General features: G+C 60.1%; 24 protein-coding genes and 1 tRNA gene. 10 read left to right on the forward strand and 15 right to left on the reverse strand.

Annotated elements, in window-relative coordinates; all coding sequences use genetic code 11:
• The first annotated feature begins 11 nt into the window (after positions 1-11).
• Positions 12-1,001, forward strand: coding sequence for a Ppx/GppA phosphatase family protein (locus tag L1C91_RS03195; RefSeq protein ID WP_234857994.1), 990 nt, complete (start codon positions 12-14; stop codon positions 999-1,001).
• 90 nt (positions 1,002-1,091) lie between these two features.
• Here the strand turns inward: L1C91_RS03195 and L1C91_RS03200 are convergent, their stop codons facing one another.
• Complete coding sequence (locus L1C91_RS03200; RefSeq protein ID WP_234857995.1) at positions 1,092-1,967, reverse strand: Bax inhibitor-1/YccA family protein; 876 nt, start codon at positions 1,965-1,967, stop codon at positions 1,092-1,094.
• 181 nt (positions 1,968-2,148) lie between these two features.
• Between L1C91_RS03200 and L1C91_RS03205 the strand changes: the two genes are divergently transcribed.
• Positions 2,149-2,225: transfer RNA gene (locus L1C91_RS03205), tRNA-Leu, on the forward strand.
• A gap of 1,115 nt (positions 2,226-3,340) precedes the next feature.
• Here L1C91_RS03205 and L1C91_RS03210 read toward each other — a convergent pair.
• The 9 genes from L1C91_RS03210 to L1C91_RS03250 all read right to left on the reverse strand — a co-directional run bounded on the left by L1C91_RS03210 (position 3,341) and on the right by L1C91_RS03250 (position 7,981).
• Entirely contained in the window at positions 3,341-4,249 is a 909-nt protein-coding gene (locus L1C91_RS03210; protein WP_234857996.1) for a phage major capsid protein, read from the reverse strand.
• A 34-nt stretch (positions 4,250-4,283) separates the two neighbouring features.
• The gene (locus tag L1C91_RS03215) at positions 4,284-4,745 is read right to left on the reverse strand and encodes a hypothetical protein (RefSeq protein WP_234857997.1); all 462 of its coding nucleotides are present in this window, start codon (positions 4,743-4,745) and stop codon (positions 4,284-4,286) included.
• Complete coding sequence (locus tag L1C91_RS03220) at positions 4,738-5,082, reverse strand: hypothetical protein (protein ID WP_234857998.1); 345 nt, start codon at positions 5,080-5,082, stop codon at positions 4,738-4,740. The genes L1C91_RS03215 and L1C91_RS03220 overlap by 8 nt, the downstream gene beginning before the upstream one ends.
• Positions 5,079-5,501, reverse strand: a complete 423-nt coding sequence (locus tag L1C91_RS03225) for a helix-turn-helix domain-containing protein (RefSeq protein ID WP_234857999.1) — start codon at positions 5,499-5,501, stop codon at positions 5,079-5,081. Before L1C91_RS03225 ends, L1C91_RS03220 begins: the two co-directional genes overlap by 4 nt.
• A 12-nt stretch (positions 5,502-5,513) precedes the next feature.
• Positions 5,514-5,900, reverse strand: coding sequence for a hypothetical protein (locus L1C91_RS03230; protein WP_234858000.1), 387 nt, complete (start codon positions 5,898-5,900; stop codon positions 5,514-5,516).
• Positions 5,901-6,845: 945 nt separating this feature from the next.
• Positions 6,846-7,136 carry a hypothetical protein gene (locus L1C91_RS03235; protein WP_234858001.1) on the reverse strand — a complete coding sequence of 97 codons (291 nt, stop codon included), beginning with the start codon at positions 7,134-7,136 and terminating at the stop codon, positions 6,846-6,848.
• Positions 7,137-7,337, reverse strand: coding sequence for a hypothetical protein (locus tag L1C91_RS03240; protein WP_234858002.1), 201 nt, complete (start codon positions 7,335-7,337; stop codon positions 7,137-7,139).
• Between the two features lie 39 nt (positions 7,338-7,376).
• A complete protein-coding gene (locus tag L1C91_RS03245; RefSeq protein ID WP_234858003.1) occupies positions 7,377-7,646 on the reverse strand; it encodes a hypothetical protein in 270 nt (89 codons plus the stop codon).
• Positions 7,647-7,675: 29 nt separating this feature from the next.
• Positions 7,676-7,981: a hypothetical protein gene (locus L1C91_RS03250; protein ID WP_234858004.1), complete on the reverse strand. Its 306-nt coding sequence runs from the start codon at positions 7,979-7,981 to the stop codon at positions 7,676-7,678.
• A 713-nt stretch (positions 7,982-8,694) separates the two neighbouring features.
• On the opposite strand from L1C91_RS03250, the gene L1C91_RS03255 reads away from it, so the two are divergent.
• From L1C91_RS03255 to L1C91_RS03265, 4 genes are all read left to right on the forward strand, one after another.
• Complete coding sequence (locus L1C91_RS03255; RefSeq protein WP_234858005.1) at positions 8,695-9,102, forward strand: hypothetical protein; 408 nt, start codon at positions 8,695-8,697, stop codon at positions 9,100-9,102.
• Positions 9,059-10,231, forward strand: coding sequence for a tyrosine-type recombinase/integrase (locus tag L1C91_RS09550; protein ID WP_419178700.1), 1,173 nt, complete (start codon positions 9,059-9,061; stop codon positions 10,229-10,231). The genes L1C91_RS03255 and L1C91_RS09550 overlap by 44 nt, the downstream gene beginning before the upstream one ends.
• 520 nt (positions 10,232-10,751) lie before the next feature.
• On the forward strand, positions 10,752-11,054 hold the full coding sequence (locus L1C91_RS03260) for a hypothetical protein (protein ID WP_234858006.1): 303 nt from the start codon (positions 10,752-10,754) through the stop codon (positions 11,052-11,054).
• Between the two features lie 227 nt (positions 11,055-11,281).
• Complete coding sequence (locus tag L1C91_RS03265) at positions 11,282-12,358, forward strand: S41 family peptidase (protein ID WP_234858007.1); 1,077 nt, start codon at positions 11,282-11,284, stop codon at positions 12,356-12,358.
• A 137-nt stretch (positions 12,359-12,495) separates the two neighbouring features.
• Here L1C91_RS03265 and L1C91_RS03270 read toward each other — a convergent pair whose 3' ends face one another.
• Genes L1C91_RS03270 through L1C91_RS03280 form a run of 3 tightly spaced genes read right to left on the reverse strand, consistent with a single transcriptional unit; the run spans position 12,496 to position 14,041 of the window.
• Positions 12,496-12,999, reverse strand: coding sequence for a hypothetical protein (locus tag L1C91_RS03270; RefSeq protein WP_234858008.1), 504 nt, complete (start codon positions 12,997-12,999; stop codon positions 12,496-12,498).
• 45 nt (positions 13,000-13,044) lie between these two features.
• Entirely contained in the window at positions 13,045-13,569 is a 525-nt protein-coding gene (gene greA, locus L1C91_RS03275) for a transcription elongation factor GreA (RefSeq protein WP_234858009.1), read from the reverse strand.
• 52 nt (positions 13,570-13,621) lie between these two features.
• Positions 13,622-14,041 (reverse strand): DUF4307 domain-containing protein, encoded by a 420-nt coding sequence (locus L1C91_RS03280; RefSeq protein ID WP_234858010.1) that lies wholly within the window; start codon positions 14,039-14,041, stop codon positions 13,622-13,624.
• Between the two features lie 44 nt (positions 14,042-14,085).
• Between L1C91_RS03280 and mca the strand changes: the two genes are divergently transcribed.
• Genes mca through L1C91_RS03295 form a run of 3 tightly spaced genes read left to right on the forward strand, consistent with a single transcriptional unit; the run spans position 14,086 to position 16,044 of the window.
• Complete coding sequence (gene mca / locus L1C91_RS03285) at positions 14,086-14,997, forward strand: mycothiol conjugate amidase Mca (RefSeq protein WP_234858185.1); 912 nt, start codon at positions 14,086-14,088, stop codon at positions 14,995-14,997.
• Between the two features lie 10 nt (positions 14,998-15,007).
• A complete protein-coding gene (locus L1C91_RS03290; protein WP_046204397.1) occupies positions 15,008-15,280 on the forward strand; it encodes a hypothetical protein in 273 nt (90 codons plus the stop codon).
• Between the two features lie 2 nt (positions 15,281-15,282).
• Positions 15,283-16,044, forward strand: coding sequence for an isoprenyl transferase (locus tag L1C91_RS03295; protein WP_234858011.1), 762 nt, complete (start codon positions 15,283-15,285; stop codon positions 16,042-16,044).
• 15 nt (positions 16,045-16,059) lie between these two features.
• On the opposite strand, the gene coaA is transcribed toward L1C91_RS03295, so the two are convergent.
• On the reverse strand, positions 16,060-16,986 hold the full coding sequence (gene coaA / locus L1C91_RS03300; protein ID WP_234858186.1) for a type I pantothenate kinase: 927 nt from the start codon (positions 16,984-16,986) through the stop codon (positions 16,060-16,062).
• Positions 16,987-17,096: 110 nt separating this feature from the next.
• Here coaA and glyA point away from each other — a divergent pair, with 110 nt between their 5' ends.
• A complete protein-coding gene (glyA, locus tag L1C91_RS03305) occupies positions 17,097-18,389 on the forward strand; it encodes a serine hydroxymethyltransferase (RefSeq protein WP_234858012.1) in 1,293 nt (430 codons plus the stop codon).
• Here glyA and L1C91_RS03310 read toward each other — a convergent pair.
• Positions 18,386-18,724, reverse strand: coding sequence for a DUF5997 family protein (locus tag L1C91_RS03310; protein ID WP_234858187.1), 339 nt, complete (start codon positions 18,722-18,724; stop codon positions 18,386-18,388). The genes glyA and L1C91_RS03310 overlap by 4 nt on opposite strands.
• Between the last annotated feature and the right edge of the window lie 13 nt (positions 18,725-18,737).

Consider the following 18,737-nt stretch of genomic DNA (forward strand, 5'->3'; position numbering starts at 1 on the left):
AGGGGCAGCTGATGGCCACGAGTGCACCCAGGGTCGCCGCAGTCGACTGCGGTACCAACTCCATCCGCCTGTTGATCAGCGAAATCCGTGGGCCTAAGCCCTCCGACATCGTGCAGATCCGCAGGGAGATGACGATCGTCCGATTGGGCGAGGGCGTCGACGCCAGCGGCAAATTTTCTGACGCCGCTTTGGAGCGCGTACGTACCGCCTTGGAACGTTATGCGGACACCATGGTCGCCGAAAGAGTCACGGCTGTTCGGATGGTTGCTACCTCCGCGACCCGCGATGCGTCCAACCGGCATGAGTTTTTCCGTATGACGGAGCAGATCCTCAGCCGGGTTGTGCCTGGCGCGCGCGCCGAGGTGATTACCGGTACTGAAGAAGCCGAATTGTCCTTCCGGGGTGCTATCGCTGACCTGCCGGCGGACAAGGGGCCTTTCTGCGTCATTGACTTGGGTGGTGGCAGCACCGAATTTATCGTCGGCACAGAGTCGGAAATCTTAGGCAGTCACTCTGCTCAGATTGGATGCGTGCGCCTTAGCGAACGAATCCTACACACTGACCCTCCCGCAGAGCCAGAGATTGACGCCGCGCGCGCCTTTGCCGCAGAGAAGGTCGCCGAAGTGCGCCAAACGGTTCCCTTGAGGAAGGCCGCCACCTTTGTTGGTTGCGCCGGCACATTCACCACACTGTCCGCCCTGGCTCTCGGATTGGAGGAATATGACGAGCGGGCGATCCACAACTCCACCCTGGAATTCGACGCGTTGCGCGTGCTGACTGCCCAGCTGCTGCGCCAGACGGCCGCACAGCGTGCGGCACAGCCGGTGGTACACGAAGGCCGGGCGGATGTGATCGGCGGCGGCTGCATTGTCGTCGATGCCATCATGGACGAAGCACAGGCCGCAACCGATGGGGCGGCGTCATCGTTTGTGATTTCTGAAAAAGACATCCTGGACGGGATCGTTTTTGGCTTGAGCGAGCAGCTACGCCTCGAGGGGTAGGGGAAGCGCGCGCCAGGGCATAAGTAAAACCCCGGTCTGTGGGGCACACACGGTGCCGACCACGGGCCGGGGTTTTAGTCTGTGACGCTACTAGCGGTTGTTGAAGTAGCTGAGCAGACGCAGGATCTCGGTGTAGAGCCACACCAGAGTCACAGCCAGGCCGAGTGCAACGCCCCAGGCCATCTTGGCGGGTGCGCCAGCGCGAACGAGCTTGTCGGCATTGTCGAAGTCCTGAAGGAAGCTCATAGCCGCAAGGCCGATGCACACCAGTGAGAACACGATCGACAGCGGGCCACCATCACGCAAAACGTTGAAGCCGAAGAAGCTGCCAACAAAATTACCCAGCATAAGCACCAGCACACCGATGAAGCCGCCCATCAGCAAACGGGTGAACTTCGGGGTGACCTTCACAGCACCGGTCTTGTAGACGTAGAGCATGCCCGCAAAAACACCCAAGGTGCCGAGCACTGCCTGACCGATGAGGACGCCTGCGCTAACAGAGCTGACAGTCATGGAAGCGAACATGTAAGAGATGCCGCCAACCAGCAAACCCTCAAAAACTGCGTAGGTCAAGGTGACAGCTGCGGAGCCGTACTTCTTGCCGAATGTGCTCACCAAAACGGTAATCAGGCCACCGATGGCGCCAACCAGGGCAAGGCCCATGGCAAGCCCGGGGGCGACAGTGCCGATGAAGAAGTTAACGATCGCCACCGCAATGATGACACCGAGGGTGATGCCGGTTTTGGAAATGACGTCGTCGACAGTCATGGCGCGCTCAGCTGGAGCGACGGCACCGGGGAAGCCGGGCTGTTGCCCAACACCAGCGCCGAAAGGAGACTGCTGGTACGGGTTCTGCTGGCCGAATCCAACACCCGCACCATAGGGGTTGCCGTAGGGGTTTCCGTACTGCTGCGGAGCGCCTCCGTTGGCAGTTAAGTCTTTAAAAACAGGATTGCTGCTTCGCACGTTGTCAGGTGTCCTTTCAAAGGATCCACGCCACGAGTAGTGACCTGGAATTGATGTACACCCTTTACAACGAACAAACGTTGCGAAAAGTTCCAACAGGGTGGTTCGCGGGTATCTGTGCAGGGCTGTTTGGTTGGCCACTGTTATGGTCTAGACTGTTTTATTGGCTTTTAAACAGCCAGCCCCTATAGCCCAATTGGCAGAGGCAGTGGACTTAAAATCCATTCAGTGTGAGTTCGAATCTCACTAGGGGCACCATTGAGCAGCACTTTTAATGTTGCTCTTTTCTCGTTTCGGGGGCTGGAGTGCCGTTTAAGGGCCAGAAACCAAAGAAAATTAACGTCTATTTTGGCGACTTTTGAAACGTTAGTGTGCTTGTCAACTACGGGGTGAGCGGCTAGCCACCCCGCGCGGGGCGTGTGCGAGCACACCGGCCAGCACATCCAGGGCGGGGGATAGGTCCACTAGCGACCCCGGGCGGTAAATATCCTCGGTAGTCCGAATGAACCTAGCGCGGCTGTACACCTCCACCCCCGCGCGGCGTATGCCGGGGGCCTCAGGAAGTAGACCAAATACGTGCAACCCCCGCCCGCTTATCGACTTTTCAACTACCGCGCCGGGTACGGCGGCTAGTACGGCGCGGGCTAGCGCGCTCAGTCCACCACGGGGGCCTATGCAGTGGTCTAGGTCGATACACGCTAAACCGCCCCCTAGCATGACCCCGCGCGGGCCCCCGGCCACCTCAGAGTAGCTAGACCACGTGCTCGGATCAGTGGAACTAGCCGGGGTGCCAGTGGGTGTTATGGGGCGTTTCCCGGCGGCACTAGTCCACCGGGGTAGCGCGCGCATATCGGCGGGCAGTTGTTCAGCCCGGCGCGCGCGGTAGGCAGCAGTGCGACAGCGGCCAGAGCAATAGCGCGGGGTGCGGCCGCTATTCACCCCGGCGGGCAGAGTACCCCCACAATGAACACACACGCGTTTAGCCATAGCCCTAATTATAGCCGTATTTTGTGACGTATGCAAGCCGTTGACCTGTACAAATAGCATAAAAATAGCCCCTAATTCCGTTAAAAATAGGTGTGCAAGTACGACCAGGGAAAACGAAGGCGCGGCAGATACACGAAAACCCCCGCTCAGCGGGGGTTTTAGGGGGTTTACGGGGTGGGGGTGCAAAACCCTGGAACCCGTACAATTTCCGAAGCGCTATGCGTGTCGGGGTCGAAAGCACAGGTCACAGGGGGTACCCCCACCCCCGCGCGCGGCGGAGGCAGCGGCGCTTACGATACGTCACAATTACGCGCGCGCTTACGGGGTGCGACCTCGAATAACCGCAGCACTAGGGCTATCGACTAGCGCCGGGGCTGTCTGCGATTCTAGCTGTTAACGGTGATCTTGGCCAGGGCCTCGGGCTGCAAGCAACCGAAACCAAAGCGCAGTAAGCCCACTAGCAAGCCCTGGGCGTGGGCGGCGCGCGCGTCGGGTAGCCACTTGACCATAACGTCTTGAGGTATCGACAGGATTAGCCGGTCACTCGGAATAGCCCAGATAACGCCGGGCTTAACGTGGCGGCTAGTCAACAGCGGTACACCGTTAATCGTGGCACTACCCGGGCGCTCAGCGGTACCTAGCAGTGGCTCAGCGGACTTATCGGCGCGTTTAATCTTGGCGATCATTGTGGCGGTAGCCGGTGCACACACAAAGTGCGTGACCATAGTGTCCAAGTTTTCGGCGTGCTCCTGTGCATCTAGGAAGATGTCCAGGTCCTTGAGCGCTCCACCAGCCCCGGCGGCTAGTTCTTTCACGCCGGCTAGTTGGCTGAGTCCAGGCACGGGGCTTGACTCATCGGCGTTAAAGACAGTCCGGTCAATCTTGGTAGTCATCGACTGGGTAAGAGCATTACCGTACATGCCCGTCACGTCGTGGCTAGCGTCAGACAATGCGCGCCAGTTGATTGACTTCTTAGCACCTAGGTCGTGGTGCTCAATGAACAGAGATCGGGCGTTAGGGTCACCCAGTTCGACTAGTTCGGCACCATCAGTATGCCAGGCGGGCCCGTCATCCTCGGATACCAGTTCATCAATAACCGGCACTTCCACAACAGTGCCGGGGGCGGGGCGCAGCACTGTAGACACCTGTGTCGCTACAGAGGTTTTAATCACCGGTAGGGTGACTAATTCCTCGGTGGTCTTAGCATCCCAGTAGGTTGCACCGGCGGCGGCACCGGCGGCGGTAATTAGTCCCCCACCGGTGGAACTAGCGGGGATTAGGTTGTTAGTTGTCATTGATTGCAACTCCTTTTGTTTGGTGGGTGGTGGGTTAGACCCCGGGCGGGCGAATGACGTTAGACCAACTAGCCGGGGGCGGTGGGGCTTGAGATACCCCGCTACCGGATTGCAGGGCCTCACGGGGGCGTAATGAGGGCGGTAGCGGGCGGGCGGCGGCCAGTAGGGCGGCTATCTCATCCAGGCGGCTAGACAGTGCTTCCCCCTGTAGGTCAGCTACTAGCGGCGCGGTAGCGGCCAGCACCTCCGAATTAGCGCCGGTATCGTTAGCCCACTGCTCCAGTAGTGCGGCGCTATCGCGGGCGGCTAGCTCAGCACGTGCGGTGGCTAGTTCCTCCGTCAGGCGGGCTATCTCATCGGCGGGGGTGGGGTGCTCCTCGTCCTCCGCTACGCGGCCCGGCGCGCCGTGGTCCTCGTGGTCCTCGTCGTGCTCGTGGTCCTCGTGGTGGTCGTCGTCGGTAGTGGCGGGCGGGGTGGTGTCCTCGTCGCTAGTCATCAGTGCCTACCAGGTGGGAATAACCGGCCACTTGATCGACTGGAACGGCGCGACCATCAGTGCACGCGACGCATGCGAGCGCGTAGGTATCCCCGGGTGTGAGTTGGTCAAGGGCGATGCGCTGGCTAGCGGTTAGCCACTCATCGGGATATTGCCGGGCGGGGGTGTCCTCGTAGGTTGCAAACCCGATCACGGGGAGGTCTACACCGCAGGATAGGCGGGCGTAGAGATCGTTAAAGATAGCGGCGAACCCTACGAGAGTACGCGCGCGGGGCGGGGTGTTCACAGCATCGGGGGATACACACACCCCGGCGCTACGGTCGTTTGTCATGCTCATTGTTGGAAGTCCTTGTCATGTGCGGGAAAGTACCAGCGGCCCGCGTGCTTGATCCCACCGAAGGCCCGCGCGCGGCGCTGCACTGTGCGCGGGGAAACTCTCAAGCGGGCGGCTAGCTCCTGGGCCGTTATTAGCGACGCTAGGGGCGCGCTAGCGCTAGCCGTATAGTGCGTGTCGTTCCCCGTGGTGGCGGGTGTCGGGCGGGTGTCGTTTGTGCGACTGATAGCGGCTACACACGCGGCGGTGAGTTGTCGCTCATCGGGGGTTAACCCCCGGCCCCTAATCGTGCTAGCGCGGCGGTAGGCGGCCAGTACACCGGCCAGGGTGGCGAGCATATCGGCGTGGATTACCAGCACTCCGGGGGCGGCGATCAACCCCGGGGAGGGCATACCCGGCGCGCGGTGGTGGGTGGTGCTCATCGCGGGCGGGCCTTAGGCGGCTACGGCCAGCGGGCGGGTATCGGCGGGCCGGGTACCCGGCGCGGTAGCGGCCGGGGAGTCATCGCGGGGGGCTGTCGTGGCGGCCCGAACACGGCCAGTGGCGCGGCGTATCGCGGCCATAGCGGCGGCCCGGGCGGCGGGGCTAGCCGGGCGGGCAGTCTCGGCAGCACGGCGGCGCTCATCGGCGCGGGCCCGTTCGGCGGCCAGCTCGGCAGCACGGCGGGCGGCTAGTTGCTCGGCAGCGGCGTATTCGGCAGCCCGGCGCGCGGCGGCACATGCTCGGCAGGGTGGCACATCGGCGGTGGCGGGCAGGTGGGCGTGTCGGTCACAGCGCGGCGCGGTAGCCGGGGCCGGGCTAGCTGCGGGGCGGGTGTCCACCGGGTGAGGGGCTGGGCGGGTATCGGCGGGCCGGGTACCCGGCGCGGTAGCGGCCGGGGAGTCATCGCGGGGGGCTGTCGTGGCGGCCCGCGCGCGGCCAGTTAGGTTACTGCCTACATTAACCCCCTTATTGTTATTGTTCTTGTTATTGTTTAAAACGCTGTTACATTTAGACGTTTTCGCAGGTCGAAGGGGGTGCGAGTCTGTCAGAATGGCGTCATTTTGGTTGCAATTTGGCTCGTATTTGGCGTTATTTTGGCAATTATCCACAGGGTGTAACGGCGTTACCGGCGCGGGTGTAACGGCGTTACCGCTAGCAGTATCGGCGGGGGTCGAAGTACCCCGCGCGGGGCGCTCCGCGTCCTCCGCTACGCGGGCGGCGGGCGGGCTAGCCGGGCGGGTAGCGGCGCGCCGGGCGGCGCGGTGGCGTGCGACCCGGGCGCGTGTTTGCGCGCGTTTGTGCTCCCATTCTTCCCGGGTGTAGTTGTAGTCCTCCCAATCATGGATTAGGTAGTCATCTCCATCGACTAGCCACAGGCGCGCGTTAACTAGCTCATTGATCGTGCGTGTGCGGCCCTGGAGTAGGCCCCGGGCTATCCGGGCGGGGATACGTCCAAAAGTTTCGATATCGGCGCACCATGAAAGGCCCTTAATATAGAGTCTGAACGCGGCGGCGCTCAGTGCGTCAATTTTTGGGTTACTGTAGAGGGTGCCGTCTAAACGTGCCCACATAGTGTGTGGTATCCTTTCTGTAGTTTTCGTGCTGTTGTGTTAGTTTTGTTCCCACCCCGCCCCTGGCTAGTTCTGTTAGCCGGGGGCGGCGGCATATCCAGGGTGGGGGCTAGTGATCGGGCGGGGTGTCTAGCAGCACCCCGGGAGTCTCAAATAGTAGGTTTTGCACCCCGCGCGGTAGGCGCTCTAGCTCATCCTCAAAGTGCTTTTTAGCTAGGCCGGGTACCCGGGGGCCAGGGTGGTTAAAAATTCGTTCATAACCGCCGCGCGGTCGTAATCGTGTTCAGCGGCTAGCAGTGGTGCGGCGGCAGACCAGAGGGCGACACCGGCGGCACTCATCGTCAGATACGTAAGCAGGTCCCACAGCATCCCGTGTAGGTAGTCCCCTTGTAGGGCGGGGGCGTACTCATCGGCGCTAGGCGCGGCGCTAGCGCGCTCATCTAGCAGCTCGGCTAGGGTGCGGGTGGTGTAGTCCTTATCCCCCACAGAATTGCCGGCGGCCATTTACGCCACCCCCTCAACGTCGAAGACGCGGGTTAGTCGGTGTAGCCACTGATCCCTAGCGGTCGTGAGATCGGCGGCAAGCCCGCGCTGGATACCGTCAACAATGAACACATCAAGTCCGTTATGGGCGGCGTGGTAGTCGATACGCTCAGCTATCCAGTCAGATAGTGCGACATAGATAGTAGTGACTAGCAATTCCACTAGGCGGGTGTAGTGCTTAGAATCTATAGGGCACATGATTTAGATTGTTTTCCTTGTCTCAAGCGGGGGCACATCGGGGCCTATTTTTTCGATCAGTTCCAACACAGACACGCCCGAATAATGGGCGATAGCGAGCAGTTCGCCAGGGGCGCGCCAGTGGCGGGCAAAATCAGCGGGCAGCATATTGGCCCGGCGGGTATGTTCGTTGTATTCCAGGCGGCCAGCACGGGCGCGGGTACGACGAATAACCCCCGGGGCTACCGGACCGCGCGATATGCGGCGCTGTAGCGGCGTTAATGGATAGCGCATAATCGTTTCTCTCATGTAAAGCCGGGGCGCTAGGCACCGGCGCGGGCAATTTCTTGGGGGCTAAACACAGCACCGGCGCGGGCCCTCATACGGATTAGCGCGCGGGCTAGCGCGGCCTGTGAATAGATAGTTCCCTCATCTAGCGATAGGGCGGCGCAGATTGTGGCAACCGCGTCGTGGTGCCGGGTGGTGCCGTCAGAGAGCACCATCAGCACCCGGGCTAGTTCATCGACGGCGGCCGCGTAATCGGCTAGCGCGTGGGCGCGCTCGTCCAGTAGATCGGCGGCGCGGGTTGACTGTATCGGCGGGCGGACACTAGGCGGCCCCCCGCTCATCGTCTAGCCGGGGGTCCGGCGCGCCCATATGCTCCGGTATGTACGGCACACCGCTAATCGTTGCTATCTCAATCGGGGAGAGTCCTACAGCGGCGGCTAGCGACCGGGTACCCACGGCGTAGCGGGTGCCTATGCGCGTCACGTGTAGGTCAGTAGTCCCGGCCTCAACCGCGCGCCGTAGCGTACTGTGTGACACTCCTAGCGCGTCAGCAGCTTGGTTAAGGGTGACAGTCGTGCGGGTGGCGCACCATTCCGCTACCTGTTGCCAGCTAGCCAGGGCGATAGCCCCACCCGGGGCACTCATGCCGCGGCCTTAGCAGCGGGGGCGGTGGTAAAAATTGCGTCAAACTTACACCCGAATGATTCAAGGGTGCTAGCTATGAACTTGCCAGATACGGGGAGCACACCCGCGCGGGCGCGGGTGTAAGTGTTCACAGTGCACCCGATACGGGCGGCCATGCCCTCGGGGGCTAGCGCTAGGGTGCTTTCCAGTTCTTCCAGAACACCCGGGCGGGCGTAAACATCGTGAGCTAACCGCCGGGCATATGATCGGCGCGTCATGTGCTTAATTTCCTTTCAAGTTGCGGGCATTGCATAAATTACAATACATTAAAACAACATGAAAACAACACGAAACGCCATATTGCATTATTTTTTAATCGCTAGGGGTGTTTGTTCAGTTCCCCCGGGGTGCACTAGCTACGCTGGAGGGCATGTCACAAAGCGAGCGGGTGAGCACATGGATAGCCGACGTTACGGGCGGGGAGTCTATGCGCGGGATTGCTCGGAAAGTGGGCGTTACACAGCCCACCATCAAGCGGCGGCTGGAATTGGAACCCCCGCTAGCTATTTTTCAGATTGCGGAAGCATACGGCGCGAACCCCGTTATTGGGTTGATCGAAGCAGGACTAATTACCGGGCAGGACTTAAGACAGGCGGTACCCTTGGCTACAATCAACTCAACCCCCACACCGGCGCTACTAGCCGAATTGGCGCGCCGTCTCGGAATAGCCGACGAATTAGCGGCGGTACTAGCGCACCCGATCACAGCGGCTACCGATACGGGGGTGGGCGATAATGGCGCGGCCCCCGCTACCCCCGGGGACCACCGGGGAGATTAGTTTCACCACCCTACCTAGCGGGAAGATTCAAGCTAGCGCGCGGCTACGGACCTTTACCGGGCAGGTTAAGCGCGTTAAAGCCAGTGGTAAGACGAAGACAATAGCGCGGCGGGAATTGCAGGCCCGCGCGGCGGCACTAGCCGGGGTAGACACTACAAGCACGCTAGGCCCGTATTCCACTACGCGGGCGCTTATTGAGTCGTATTTATGGCAACTAGACCCGGGCAAGAGTACTAGCGACCGGTACAAGACAGCGGCGCGGCTACACGTCCTACCCGCGCTAGGTGAACTCAAGATTATCGAAGTAACCCCGGCGGTTATCGACAGGTGGCAACGCGGGTTAAGCCCGGGCGCGGTAGGTAACGCGCGTAGCGTACTAGGCGGGGCGCTATCTATGGCGGTGCGTTACGGCATATTGCGCGCGAACCCTATGCGGGAACTACCCGCCCCACTCAAGCAACGCGCGGCGCACGATACACCCCGGGCGTTAACACGCGGGGATATACCGGCGTTTCGGGCACACATAGCCGCGCGCGGGGATCAGCAACTAAGCCGCGCTATTGACGTGGCCCTATCGACCGGACTACGCGCCGGGGAACTGCTAGCGCTTAGGTGGGCAGATGTTGACCTACCGGGTAAAACAATCACAGTGACGGGCACTATCTCCTATAGCCGTAGGCGTGGGAACCATCGTCAGGAAACCACGAAAACTAGCGCAGGCCTACGCACGATAGCGGCCCCGGCGCTAGCGCTGGAAGCACTAGCGGCACAGTGGGACTATCTCACCACGCTAGGCGGGGCTCCTACTGAACTAGCGCCGGTATTCCCGGCGGCTAATGGCAACTGGCTTAGTGAGTCGAACTTTAATAAGCGGCTACGTAAGGCCCGCGCGGGCGGGTGGGAGTGGGTGACTATCCACACCCTACGAAGGACGGTAGCCACGCTAGTGACGGAAGCGCTAGGCCCCCGGGCGGCGGCGGAAGTGCTAGGCCACTCAGATAGCCGCCTCACAGAGACCACCTACGTAGTGGCTACCACGGCACAGGGGGCGGCCCGGGCGCTTACTGATCTAGAGCGCGGCCATATCCAGGCCGTGGAAGCACCCCGGGGCTACCGCTACCGGGTATAGCCCACACGCCGGTGGGGGGCGGGTGCTCCGATACGCAGGCTAGTTCAATTGGACTAGCCGGGGGTGCTCACAGCGGCCCGGCGCGCCGGTGTGGGGCGGGCAGTAGCGCGGGTGGGTAACGTTATGGGGCCTAATTGCGACCGGCTAGACACGCCGGGCGGGGAGAGTGCTAAAAATGGCCCCCGCGCGTTATATACTGTGAGCAGTGGTTTTAAGGGTTTTAAAAAAATCGTGAAAATGGGGAAACGTTAGTATCACACCCATTCAGTGTCGGTTCGAGTCCGACTGGGGGCACGCGTGAGCCCCTATCGAAAACGGTGGTAGGGGCCTTTTCTTTGCCTGATTCGCAGCCAAATTCCTCGATGCCACGGCACTCCCAGGGCAGGCGCCGGCACGGCTTGGTGGAGTGCACGTTTTCCGTGCAGACACAGATTTGTGCTGGTGTACTGCCGCACTGGTACTGGCCTATCATATGGGCTGGTAGCTTCCCCGCCAGACGACAACAAGTAAGGGAGCAATGATGGCAACAGCACAAAGCGACTACATTACGCATTTCAATGCAGCGGTTGATGTGGTGTTTGAATTAAAGAATCTGTGGGATCCAGAGGGTACGAATCGACAACTCCGCAAAATCGCTGGGGAATGTGCCGAAGCCCCTTTTGAAACCATCGGCGACATGTTCGGATACGCAGAACAACATGGGCTGAACACCCCTGCAGATCTAGCAGACCGACTAAAAAATATTGAGCCCGTCGATGATGATGAATCCATGTACGCGGTATGCATTGAACTTGCAGAACAACTAGCAGCGCCCGTCGAGTAAACACCTTGTTGTGTCTAGCGCCAGGTTCGATCCCCGACGCGATGTTTGGCTACAGCACCTTTCACACCTTGATCGACACGACGGCATCGGTAGGCAGGCGCCGGCATCCGCTGGCAGGCGCTGGCACGGCTTGGTGGAGCGCAAGCGTGCACAAATTTTGGCTTCTCGTCACCCATGTCTCGTCTATAATCACTCCGAAGAGACTGACTAGTAGAAAGGCCGGAACCATGGATAGCGTCCCTGCATCAAGTGAGCAGATGGCCGACCCCGCAGCTCAAGACAGCGACCTGAAAAAGTCACGCTCCAAAGGCAAAAAGGTTCTCATCGGCTGCGGTTCCAGCTTTGTCGTTTTCGCCCTGGTTGTCGCTGCCCTTGGCTATGTCTATGGGCCTTCAAGTCTCGCGTTCATCACTGGTGAACCTCGTTACCTCTTCAAGCCATCACCACAGAAATACGCCAAGGACGTTCTGCGTATCGCCGATGTGATGGCTATTTATCGGGGGAGCGAAGACTATGCCCGGGCAAAGGAAGAAATAAAGCCTCAGATCAAGGAGGCCAAGTCTTATGAGGATGTGTACGAACCGCTAAGAACTGCACTGAAAGCTGGTGGTGGAAAGCACTCCAACTTGATCACACCAGACGATGCTCAGCCTGCGACTGAGGAAAACAGTGAAGCGCCGCAAGTAAGTGCCTCCGGAGACATTGGCATTGTGCGGCTGCCTGAACTCGGAATCGGAGAATACGGCCAAACGTATGCGGACATTGTGAGCAAGGGGCTGATCGATAATGCTACCTGTGGCGCCATAGTTGATCTTCGGGGCAATGATGGCGGCGATATGGGGCCGATGGTCGCTGGTGTTTCACCGCTATTGCCCGACGGCGTGGTCCTAAGCTTCGTTGGTGGAGCCTTTGATAGCGATGTAACTGTCAGGGGTAACAGCGTTCAAGGAGGAGGCACGCCGACCACGACGAACGGCGGCAAGCTTGATATCCCTGTCGCAATCCTCACGGACGGGGACACCGCTTCTTCCGCTGAGGCGACATTGTTGGCCTTCCGTGGCCTAGACTTCGCGCGCAGCTTCGGTGCACCGACAGCGGGATATGCTTCCGCGAACTCCTATTTCACTTTGGCTGACGGAGCGGGTGTGATGATCACCGTGTCTAACGATCAAGCCCGTACCGGCGAGGTATTTGGCGACGACCCCATTCCGCCAGACGTAGAAATTACAGGGGATGACCCAAAGGCAGTTGAGGATGCTGCTCTGCAATGGCTGGCGAGCAAGGGGTGTAGTCCCGCGCTATAAGCGGGGTTTGAATTCCCAGACCCATCCGGACTAATCGAAAGTGGTCCAGTGGAGGCTTGGGTTGTAATGAAAAACTGAAGCCGCCGGCACACTTGTTACGTGTGCCGGCAGCTTCAAGCCTTTATGCGGTGTATCGCTTAGGAGGCGAAAGGCTGACCATCAACCATCAAGGTGGTGAATTCCACGTCGGGGGAGGTGCCCAAGTTCGCGGGGTTGATCAGTGCAACCTCAACCTGGGACTCGACGAATTTGCCATCGGCGCAATTCGGGATGCATTCGTTGGTGCGTCGAGTTGCAGTGCCAGTAGCCTGGGTGTCGGTCCAGGAATTCCACTTGATGTTCACGAGCTCATCGTTGTTGTCCGCACATGCCAAGGACAGGGTTTTTGGCTTACGCTCGCCCTTGTCAGCAGCGCACAGACCACGGTAGGTCGGAGTAGCGGCATCCTTGCCGTCCTTGGCTGCGGCAGCAGGCTGAGCTTCGTCGGTGCTTTCAGCTGCCTTAGCGGTGGTGGAGGGAGCCTCTACGGCGGTAGCGGTGTCAACGCGAACATCGCTGGGTTTTTCGTTGGGCGGGGTGCATGCTGCGAGTGCGAGGGTGCCAGCAACGAGGGCCACGCCGGTCATGGACATGCGCTTCATGGACTAACTCCTTTGAGTTCTAGAGTTACTGTCAACTATTGTTTTTCACTTGCTTTCGCGCAGAGTGGCGTATTTCTTGGAGTCGTAGGGCTCTGCGGAAATAATGGTGACGGAAATGGTGTTGCCGTTGGGGGCGGTGTACTCGCGGGTTTCGCCTTCGCGAGCACCCAAAACAGCAGCGCCGAGCGGTGCGTGCTCGGAGTAGGTTTCGAGGTCCTTGTTGTCAGAGGCAGCAGCGCGGGTACCGATCAGGAAGGTTTCCTTCTGATCCTTGTCGCCATTGTAGTATACGTGCACCACGGAACCAACCACAGCGACGCCCTCTTCGATGGAGGAACGCTCGGTGGTGGAGTTGGCGAGGATCTCCGAGATTTGCTTGATGCGGGCCTCTTCTTGGTCCTGCATCTCGCGGGCAGCGTCGTAGCCTGCGTTTTCCTTCAGGTCGCCTTCTTCGCGGCGCTCGTTAATTTCGGCGGCGACGACGGGACGGTGAGCAATAAGTGCATTGAGCTCGTCTTCGAGCTTCTGCTTGGTTTCCGGTGTGATGTACTGCTTCTGATTCTCAGCCATAGGGGAAACCCTATCACGCGGGCGCAGGGTTATACCCGCTACATCGGGGCCCCTACTGTAGGTAGTCGGGGATGACGTCTGAGCAGCCGTAAACAGTACCCGCGACGGGCTCGTCATTGGTGGGGATATCGACGGTTACTGGCTGGGTTTTCGCACCACCGGCGGGAACGAGGACTTCCCGCCGACCAACCTCGGCTTTGTTGTAATTCAGTGCGGTGACGATGCAATACGTTGGGACATCAGGGTTTTTACGAGTGATATCCACCGTGGAGCGGAGGGTGTGGTCGTCGACTCGTTCGATGCCTGCCTGGGTGGCGGAGACAGTGGTGGCGCGTTGGCTCTGGAAGTACTGCACGGCGACGATGATGATCGCTATGGCGATGAGTACCGCTGCGATGGCAACGAGTTTGCCCGATAGGTTGGGCTGTGTGCCAGGGACGTTGTAGCGGCTGGTGCGTTTGTTCTCGCGCATGGCTACATCTTAGCCCTGTTGCTTCTAAGATAAATCGGGTGACTATGAACAAAGGTCTTCGACTGCTCGCAATCCACGCCCACCCCGACGATGAGTCCAGCAAGGGTGCCGCCACTATGGCCCGCTATGTTTCGGAGGGCAACCGGGTGATGGTGGTGACGTGTACCGGTGGCGAACGCGGTGACATCCTCAACCCCGCACTGCTGGCAGAGGACACTACCGCCGACGACATCGCCGCGATCCGCCGTACAGAGATGGCTCAGGCCGCTGCGATTTTGGGTGTTGAGCACATGTGGTTGGGCTACGAGGATTCAGGGCTGCCCTCCGGCGACCCGCTGCCGCCCCTGCCCGAAGGCTGCTTTGCTCTCCAGGACAACGACGAGGTTGTGCGCCGCCTCGTCGGAGTGCTGCGTACTTTCCGACCCCACGTGATCATCACCTATGACGAGAATGGTGGCTACCCGCACCCGGATCATCTGAAGGTGCATGAGGTGTCCATGTTGGCGTGGGACGCATGCGCCGACCCCGACTACGCCCCAGAATTGGGCGAAGCGTGGGCTCCACTGAAGATGTATTACACCCACGGGTTTATCAGGCAGCGTTTGGAACTGTTCGACGCTGAATCTGAGCGCCTCGGCCAGCCCAGGCTCTACCAAGAGATTTTGGGTCGGTGGAAGTCGCTGCGCGGTGACATCATGTCGCGGGTGACCACACAGGTTGACGCCGCGAACTTCTTCGAGCAGCGTGACGATGCGTTGCGTGCGCATGCGACGCAGATCGATCCTGCCGGCACCTTCTTCGCGACGTCATTGGATGTGCAGCGCAGACTGTGGCCTACAGAAGAATTTGAGCTGGCGCGCACCCGCATCGACGTCCCCGGCTTTGAGGGTGTTACCCGCCTGCCTGATGCCGGTTTGGAAACAGACCTGTTCGCGGGCATCGAAGACGAAAGCTAGAGTCTAAGACATGTTGTTGATGGATATCCTCGCCCAGGCAGAGCCCTCGAGGCCGTTGGGATCAGAATTCGGTAAGGCCTCACCGGTGGGGTTGTTCCTCATCGTGGTGCTGCTGGCCATCGTGCTGTACCTGGGGTGGGCGCTCAATCGTCGCCTGAAGCGCATGGCACGCCGCCGCGCGTTTGCTGAGGCCCACGGGATTGACATTTTCGATACCGAGGCGCTTGACAAAGCCATGGCTGAGGCCGGTCTGGCTGACGTGAACAAAGAGCATTTGATCTGATCATGAGAACCCTGCTCTATCCCCTGTATGAGTGGCGGCTCCAGCGGCAGCTGAAGTCCAAGCCACAGCCTCGGCATGTGGCCATCATGTGCGATGGTAATCGCCGCTGGGCTCGGGAGGCTGGGTTCGCAGATGTTAGCCACGGCCACCGGGTCGGGGCGAAAAAGATCGGCGAGATGGTTCGCTGGTGCCAAGACACCGACATCGAACTGGTCACCGTCTACCTGTTGAGCACCGAGAATCTGGCTCGTGAAGAGTCAGAACTAGAGCTGCTGTTCGACATCATCGGCGATGTTGTCGACGAGCTTTCGGAGTCCGACACCAATTGCAGCGTGCGCATGGTGGGGCATCTGGATTTGCTGCCGGACGAGCTCCGCTTACGTCTTAAGCGCGCGGAGGAAGCAACCAAAGACCACACGGGCGTGTGCGTGAATGTTGCGGTTGGCTACGGTGGGCGCCAAGAAATTGTTGACGCCGCGCGCAAACTGTTGCTGGAGCAGGCTGCTGCTGGTGTGACGACCTCTGAACTGGCCGACAGCATCACTATTGAATCGATCAGCGAGCACCTGTACACCTCGGGCCAGCCTGATCCGGACTTGGTGATTCGCACGTCCGGGGAGCAACGTCTGTCGGGTTTCTTGCTGTGGCAGGCGGCGTATTCGGAGATTTGGTTTACCGATACCTACTGGCCGGCGTTCAGGCGGGTGGATTTTTTGCGCGCGTTACGTTCCTACGCGTCCCGCACCCGCAGGTTTGGCCGCTAGTCGAGCAGCCGGCTGTTAAACCTTGCGCATGCGCACACGGCGCACCAAGTGGTCGTCGCCTTTTTGCATGATCAGTGAGGCTCGCACTTTGGTTGGGGCGATGTTTTCTACAAGGTTGGGCAGGTTGACTGATTGCCAGATTTCCCGTGCCTGGGCTGTTGCTTGCACATCGCTTAGGTTCGCGTAGTGCTTGAAGTGCGCGCCGGGGGCTCGGAAGGATGTGTGGCGCAGTTCGAGGAAGCGCTCGATGTACCACTGTTCGATGTCTTGGGTTTTTGCGTCGACGTAGACGGAGAAGTCAAACAAGTCACTGACCATCAGCGTCGGTCCGGTTTGTAGCACGTTGAGGCCCTCAATGATCAAGATGTCTGGCTGGGAGATGGTGATGAATTCTCCGGGGACCCGGTCGTAGCGGGTGTGGGAGTAGACGGGGGCGGTGCAGTGGCTGTGGCCGGCTTTGACGTCGGTGACGAAACGCAGCAGGGCGCGCTGGTCGTAGGATTCGGGGAAGCCTTTGCGGTTGAGGATGCCTCGGCGCTTGAGCTCATCGGTGGGGTGGAGGAACCCGTCGGTGGTGACCAGGTCGACGCGCGGGTGGGATTCCCAGCGCTGCAGCAGTACTTGGAGCAGGCGGGCGGTGGTGGATTTGCCGACGGCGACAGAGCCCGCGATGCCGATGATGAAGGGCACGTGGTGGGGTTTGGAGCCGAGGAATGTTGACGTCGCGCGGGTTAATTGTTGGCGCGCGGCTACCTGGAGGTGGATGAGACGGCTGAGCGGGAGGTAGACCTCTTCGACTTCTTGAAGGTCGATGTTTTCGCCGATGCCTCGGAGTTCGTCGACTTCTTGTTCGGTGAGGACCTGCGGCATGTGTTGGCGCAGGCTGTGCCAGGTGCTGCGGTCGAAGTCGAGATAGGGGCTGGTGTCAGCGTGGCGAGCCATGTAGCTCATTGTGCCAAAGATAACGGTGTTGTTGGTCTACAGGGGGTAGTTTGTTTGCTGCTTAGGGTTATGATTGCCTACGACCCACTGAACTAGTCGAGAGGTTCTTTATGACCGCGTCTGACGTCCGTTATCAACCGTTGCACGAGCTTGATCCTGAGGTTGCTGCCGCTATTGCTGGGGAGCTTTCCCGCCAGCGCGACACCCTTGAGATGATCGCTTCTGAAAACTTTGTTCCGCGCGCTGTGCTGCAGGCGCAGGGTTCGGTGCTGACCAATAAGTATGCCGAGGGGTACCCGGGGCGTCGTTACTACGGCGGTTGTGAGTACGTTGACGTGGTTGAGGACCTGGCGCGTGACCGCGCGAAGGCTGTGTTTGGTGCAGAGTACGCTAATGTTCAGCCGCACGCCGGTGCGCAGGCTAACGCCGCGGTTCTGATGGCTTTGGCTAACCCGGGCGACAAGATCATGGGCCTGTCTTTGGCTCACGGTGGGCATTTGACTCACGGCATGAAGCTGAACTTCTCCGGCAAGCTGTACGAGGTTGCTGCCTACGGTGTCGACCCCGAGACCATGCGTTTGGACATGGACGCTGTGCGCGAGCAGGCACTGAAGGAACGCCCTCAGGTGCTGATCGCTGGCTGGTCTGCGTACCCCCGCCATGTTGATTTCGCTGCGTTCCGTTCGATTGCGGATGAGGTTGGCGCGAAGCTGTGGGTGGACATGGCGCACTTCGCTGGTCTGGTTGCTGCGGGTCTGCACCCCTCCCCGGTTCCACATGCTGACGTCGTGTCGACTACTGTTCACAAGACTCTGGGCGGTCCGCGCTCTGGCATGATTTTGGCGAAGCAGGACTACGCCAAGGCGTTGAATTCTGCTGTGTTCCCGGGCCAGCAGGGTGGTCCTTTGATGCACGCTGTGGCTGCGAAGGCCATTGCCATGAAGATCGCTGCGACGGAGGAGTTCAAGGATCGTCAGCAGCGCACTTTGGACGGCGCTGCTATTTTGGCTGAGCGTTTGACTGCCGCTGATTGTTCTGCGGCTGGTGTCGATGTGCTCACCGGCGGCACCGACGTGCACTTGGTTCTGGCTGACCTGCGTAATTCCGAGATGAACGGCCAGGAGGCCGAGGATCTGCTGCACGAGGTTGGCATCACCGTCAACCGCAATGCTGTGCCGAACGACCCCCGCCCCCCGATGGTGACCTCTGGCCTGCGCATCGGTACCCCGGCGTTGGCTACCCGCGGTTTCGATAACGCCGCGTTCACCGAGGTCGCAGACATCATCGGCACCGCACTGGCAGCCGGCAAGAATGCTGATGTTGCTTCGCTGCGCGCCCGCGTGAGCGCGCTGGCCGAGCAGTACCCTCTCTACGAGGGCCTCGAAGAGTGGAAGATGGTTTAAGCGTCCTTATTTTTGGCGTTTTCTTCGCGCTGCTCGGCCAATTGGGTGCGGGCAGTGCGAAGCCATTCCGGCTGATCTTCCAGTAGGGCCTTGATGCCCGCGGTGGTTAGGGGCTTGTCCATGTCGTTGCGTTTGAGCGCGGCGATGGTGATGCCCAGTTTTTGCGCGACGACGGGGCGGGGGTGCGGCCCGGTGCGGCGCAGTTCGGATAGCCACTCGGGGGGATTGCTTTGCAGTTCGATGAACTGCTCGTGGCTGAGGCTTGTTGTTTGAAATTCCTCAGGGCAGGCGGGCAGGTAGATGCCTAGTTTTTTCGCTGCGGTCTGTGGCTTCATCAGGTTATTCACG

The sequence above is a fragment of the Corynebacterium argentoratense genome (genome assembly GCF_021491455.1).
Classification (GTDB): Bacteria; Actinomycetota; Actinomycetes; order Mycobacteriales; family Mycobacteriaceae; genus Corynebacterium; species Corynebacterium argentoratense_A.

Excerpts from the sequence above, each read along its gene's own strand:
- L1C91_RS03195 (WP_234857994.1), top strand. The coding sequence starts at position 12 with ATGGCCACGAGTGCACCCAGGGTCGCCGCAGTCGACTGCGGTACCAAC.
- L1C91_RS03210 (WP_234857996.1), bottom strand. The coding sequence starts at position 4,249 with ATGACAACTAACAACCTAATCCCCGCTAGTTCCACCGGTGGGGGACTA.
- L1C91_RS03215 (WP_234857997.1), bottom strand. The coding sequence starts at position 4,745 with ATGACTAGCGACGAGGACACCACCCCGCCCGCCACTACCGACGACGAC.
- L1C91_RS03220 (WP_234857998.1), bottom strand. The coding sequence starts at position 5,082 with ATGAGCATGACAAACGACCGTAGCGCCGGGGTGTGTGTATCCCCCGAT.
- L1C91_RS03225 (WP_234857999.1), bottom strand. The coding sequence starts at position 5,501 with ATGAGCACCACCCACCACCGCGCGCCGGGTATGCCCTCCCCGGGGTTG.
- L1C91_RS03235 (WP_234858001.1), bottom strand. The coding sequence starts at position 7,136 with ATGGCCGCCGGCAATTCTGTGGGGGATAAGGACTACACCACCCGCACC.
- L1C91_RS03245 (WP_234858003.1), bottom strand. The coding sequence starts at position 7,646 with ATGCGCTATCCATTAACGCCGCTACAGCGCCGCATATCGCGCGGTCCG.
- L1C91_RS03250 (WP_234858004.1), bottom strand. The coding sequence starts at position 7,981 with ATGAGCGGGGGGCCGCCTAGTGTCCGCCCGCCGATACAGTCAACCCGC.
- L1C91_RS03255 (WP_234858005.1), top strand. The coding sequence starts at position 8,695 with ATGTCACAAAGCGAGCGGGTGAGCACATGGATAGCCGACGTTACGGGC.
- L1C91_RS09550 (WP_419178700.1), top strand. The coding sequence starts at position 9,059 with ATGGCGCGGCCCCCGCTACCCCCGGGGACCACCGGGGAGATTAGTTTC.
- L1C91_RS03260 (WP_234858006.1), top strand. The coding sequence starts at position 10,752 with ATGGCAACAGCACAAAGCGACTACATTACGCATTTCAATGCAGCGGTT.
- L1C91_RS03265 (WP_234858007.1), top strand. The coding sequence starts at position 11,282 with ATGGATAGCGTCCCTGCATCAAGTGAGCAGATGGCCGACCCCGCAGCT.
- L1C91_RS03270 (WP_234858008.1), bottom strand. The coding sequence starts at position 12,999 with ATGAAGCGCATGTCCATGACCGGCGTGGCCCTCGTTGCTGGCACCCTC.
- greA (WP_234858009.1), bottom strand. The coding sequence starts at position 13,569 with ATGGCTGAGAATCAGAAGCAGTACATCACACCGGAAACCAAGCAGAAG.
- L1C91_RS03280 (WP_234858010.1), bottom strand. The coding sequence starts at position 14,041 with ATGCGCGAGAACAAACGCACCAGCCGCTACAACGTCCCTGGCACACAG.
- mca (WP_234858185.1), top strand. The coding sequence starts at position 14,086 with ATGAACAAAGGTCTTCGACTGCTCGCAATCCACGCCCACCCCGACGAT.
- L1C91_RS03290 (WP_046204397.1), top strand. The coding sequence starts at position 15,008 with ATGTTGTTGATGGATATCCTCGCCCAGGCAGAGCCCTCGAGGCCGTTG.
- L1C91_RS03295 (WP_234858011.1), top strand. The coding sequence starts at position 15,283 with ATGAGAACCCTGCTCTATCCCCTGTATGAGTGGCGGCTCCAGCGGCAG.
- coaA (WP_234858186.1), bottom strand. The coding sequence starts at position 16,986 with ATGGCTCGCCACGCTGACACCAGCCCCTATCTCGACTTCGACCGCAGC.
- glyA (WP_234858012.1), top strand. The coding sequence starts at position 17,097 with ATGACCGCGTCTGACGTCCGTTATCAACCGTTGCACGAGCTTGATCCT.
- L1C91_RS03310 (WP_234858187.1), bottom strand. The coding sequence starts at position 18,724 with ATGAAGCCACAGACCGCAGCGAAAAAACTAGGCATCTACCTGCCCGCC.